Source organism: Terriglobus sp. YAF25, from assembly GCF_052113305.1.
Lineage (GTDB): Bacteria > Acidobacteriota > Terriglobia > Terriglobales > Acidobacteriaceae > Terriglobus.
Window position 1 is genome coordinate 1 of the sequence record NZ_JBFRCY010000562.1, and the last position, 3,150, is coordinate 3,150.

At 58.3% G+C, this 3,150-nt stretch carries 4 protein-coding genes and 1 pseudogene; 2 read left to right on the forward strand and 3 right to left on the reverse strand.

Annotated features, from left to right (window positions below; genetic code table 11):
• Both AB4043_RS20085 and AB4043_RS20090 read right to left on the reverse strand, forming a co-directional pair.
• Nucleotides 1-258: pseudogene (locus tag AB4043_RS20085) on the reverse strand (hypothetical protein); the annotation flags it as partial.
• Between the two features lie 5 nt (nt 259-263).
• On the reverse strand, nt 264-1,001 hold the full coding sequence (locus AB4043_RS20090) for a DUF899 domain-containing protein (protein WP_442301615.1): 738 nt from the start codon (nt 999-1,001) through the stop codon (nt 264-266).
• 172 nt (nt 1,002-1,173) lie between these two features.
• Between AB4043_RS20090 and AB4043_RS20095 the strand changes: the two genes are divergently transcribed.
• Nucleotides 1,174-1,506 (forward strand): MarR family transcriptional regulator, encoded by a 333-nt coding sequence (locus tag AB4043_RS20095; protein ID WP_442301614.1) that lies wholly within the window; start codon nt 1,174-1,176, stop codon nt 1,504-1,506.
• A 167-nt stretch (nt 1,507-1,673) separates the two neighbouring features.
• Entirely contained in the window at nt 1,674-2,576 is a 903-nt protein-coding gene (locus tag AB4043_RS20100) for a tetratricopeptide repeat protein (protein WP_442301613.1), read from the forward strand.
• A gap of 3 nt (nt 2,577-2,579) precedes the next feature.
• Here the strand turns inward: AB4043_RS20100 and AB4043_RS20105 are convergent, their stop codons facing one another.
• Nucleotides 2,580-2,744, reverse strand: coding sequence for a DUF5522 domain-containing protein (locus tag AB4043_RS20105; RefSeq protein ID WP_442301612.1), 165 nt, complete (start codon nt 2,742-2,744; stop codon nt 2,580-2,582).
• Between the last annotated feature and the right edge of the window lie 406 nt (nt 2,745-3,150).

Sequence of the window (3,150 nt, forward strand, 5' to 3'; positions counted from 1 at the left end):
GGCCTCGGGCACGGAGAGCGTGAGATACGAACTGCGGATGGGCTCGTAGTTCGGAGTGTCGCTGCCCATGATCTGCGTGTCGGCGATGGAGAGATTCGCGTACAGAATCTGGTCGCCGGCTCCGGGAGGAACATTGCTCTGATCGGGCGACTGGTTGAAGGTCATCGACATTACGATCTTCGCGCCGAGGTGCTGCTCGTAGTACTCGAAGGCCTGGCGACAGTTGCCGCCGAAGTTGAGGTACGCATTCAGTTTCATCAGAGTTACTCTCCATGGCAGCATACGGCTGCCTTCGGTTTGGTTTCGTATTCGTCGTGCCGCTTGAGAAAGCTCATCGTCCTGCTCTCATTGCGGCCAAGCGGGGCCCGGTCAAAGATCATCAGCGTACCGATCCAGTCTTCGATGCCGCGCGCATAACTGGAGAAGGTGTGGAAGACAGTTCCATCAGCGTCACGGAAGAAGGCGCTCATGCCGGGCAGTTCGGTCTCTCCTCCGTCGCGGCCCGGATGCAGCTCATAGTTGTAGGTAATACCCTCGGCAATTTGCTGCTTTGTAAACGAGACGTTGAAGTCGAAATTGAAATCGCTGCCGAAGGACGAGACCCACGGGAACTTCCACTCCATGCGCCGCTTGTAGGCCTGGATTTCCGGCAGCGGAGCGCGGGAGACGGCCGTAAAGGTGACATCGTGGTGGTTGACGTGCGGCAGGGCTCCATCGACGTGGTCGACCAAGAACGAGCAGCCGGGGCAGCCTGCCTCCCATCCGGGACCGAGCATGAAGTGATAGACGATGAGCTGGCTACGTCCCTGGAAGAGGCTGGCGAGGTTTTTTGGCCCCTGTTCCGTGTCGAAAACATACTCTTTCTCGACCCTCACCCAGGGCAGCGCCAAACGCTCGCGGTTAATGGCATCGCGGAGGTGGGTGAGCTCTTTTTCACGCTGGAGGAAGGCTTTCCGGGCTTCGAGCCAGGCTTCAGGAGAGACGACGGCATGATCTGGCATGATGGGGAAATCTCCTTCTTGACTTCGATACGTTGATATCAACATAATAGTGACAGTGTCAACTTCGGCCTCATGCGCGGTGCCCTTCGAAACGACGATTCACGTCCGAGATACCTGTCTGTGCCTGCACGTTCAGCGAGCAGCACGAGCGCTGGCCCGACGGTTTGACGCCGTGCTGAAACCTTCCGGACTGACCAACGGACAGTTCTCGATCCTGATGTCGTTGAATCGGCCAGAGCCGGCGCCGATGGCCTCGGTCGCAAACCTGTTAGCCATGGACCGAACTACGTTGACGGCAGCGTTGAAGCCGCTGGAACGCCGGGAGTTGCTGCGCAATGAGGCCAACCCGAACGACCGAAGGTCACGCATGTTGAGCCTGACGGCGGAGGGGCATGCCGCGCTCCAGGCCGCGCTTCCCTTATGGACGCGGGCGCATGCGGAGTTGGATAAGGCTGTTGAGTCGGCAACGGATTTGCGGAGCGGCTTGATGGCGCTTTCGCGGTGAATGAACCGGAGTCTGGACCGGCCTGCCGAAAGCAGCCGGCAGCAGGAAAATCCTTGTTTTCCAAAGCGGCACTGGAACATTTATCGGTTTGTAACTTTTTCATTGCTTGATTGACGCGCCTGTACCTGCGCGCAATAATCGCAGGCACAAGATTGGGAGGTGCGCCTATGCGCGTACACTCTGTTTCATTTCTGATGATGCTGTGCCTCACCGCCCCATGCGCGGTCACGGCCCAGCGTGCTTCTAACCCAGACGGCCGGGTGGCCACCGATGTACGGATGCATGAGACCGAAGAGTGGCACCAGATCTCGCTACATCTGCCCGACCCGAAGCTCGCCCCCCATGAAAAGCTGGAGGTTGCCGGCGATATTCTGCGTGCGCGCCGGTATCCGCTGGATGCCATGGACTACTACCGCTATGCGCTGGAGCGCGGCGGTGACAAGGCAAGACTGACCAACAAGATCGGACTGATCCAGTTGGAGATGAACGACAACCGCTCCGCACGTCAGAGCTTCATAATGTCAACGAAGATCAATAAGAAGTATGCCGAGGCCTGGAACAACCTGGGCACGGTGGATTACCTGGAGCAGCACTTCGGCAACTCGATCGGCGAGTATAAGAAGGCGATCAAGCTCGATAAAAAGTCCGCCGTCTTCCATGCCAACCTGGCAGCGTCCTACTTCAGCCAGAAGGATATGGAGTCGGCACAGAAGGAGTTCCAGACCGCGCTGACGCTGGACCCGCAGATGTACGAGCATCGCGCTTCCGGCGGCATTGCAACTCATGTGATCTCGGCCAACGATCGTGCCCGCTTCTGCTTTGAGCTGGCGCGTGTCTACGCCCGTAGCGGCGAGACCCAGACGATGTACCGTTACCTGGCGAAGGCGGCCGAAGGCGGCATGGATGTGAGCAACGCTGTCAAAGATGACCCGGTGTTCCGCAAGTACCAAAAGGATCCGCAGCTAGCACTGCTGATTCGCGACACGCGCGCCTTCCTGATGGCAATCGAGAGCCCGGCCTCGGTTCCGACTCCGGCGTCCGCGATTCCGCCGCAGCCACCGACGCACTAAGCACTAGTCTTCGTAGTCGTTCTCTCGATACGGGCAGTGCCTGCAGCCGTTGTTACAACAGTAGCCACGGCGTAGCAGATACTGCGCCGTGAAGACGAGATATTCGCCCTCGTAATAAAAGTCACCGGGCTGCAGTTCTTGTGGCGGAGAGGGTTGTGGCGTATCCATTGCGCGGGCGATTATAGCGAGTTGAGGAAGGCGATGGACACTCCATCGCTTTCGATAGTTAACGATCAAGATGCTCGAGAATCGGGGCGAGCAGATAGGCGACGAAGAAAACGCCACACTTGGCCATCGCCGCAAATCAGCCGTCAAAAAGATAGAGCATTTTCCCTGCAGGTGTAGTGTAGGGCCTTGGCATCTATGCGCGTTTTCCGCAATGAAAACGCCGCTGCACACTCTTTTCGGGCTACCCACCAACAGGGAAAATGCTCCAGCCCATGCTTTCTAAAACAGACCGGCCGGCGGAGCTGCAACCTGGACCGTAGCTTCCGTGATCGGGGCAGCGATCTCCTCTGGATGTTCACAGAGGCCGTTACGATAGCGGACGACGTTGCGCGGCATGGCGGCAATG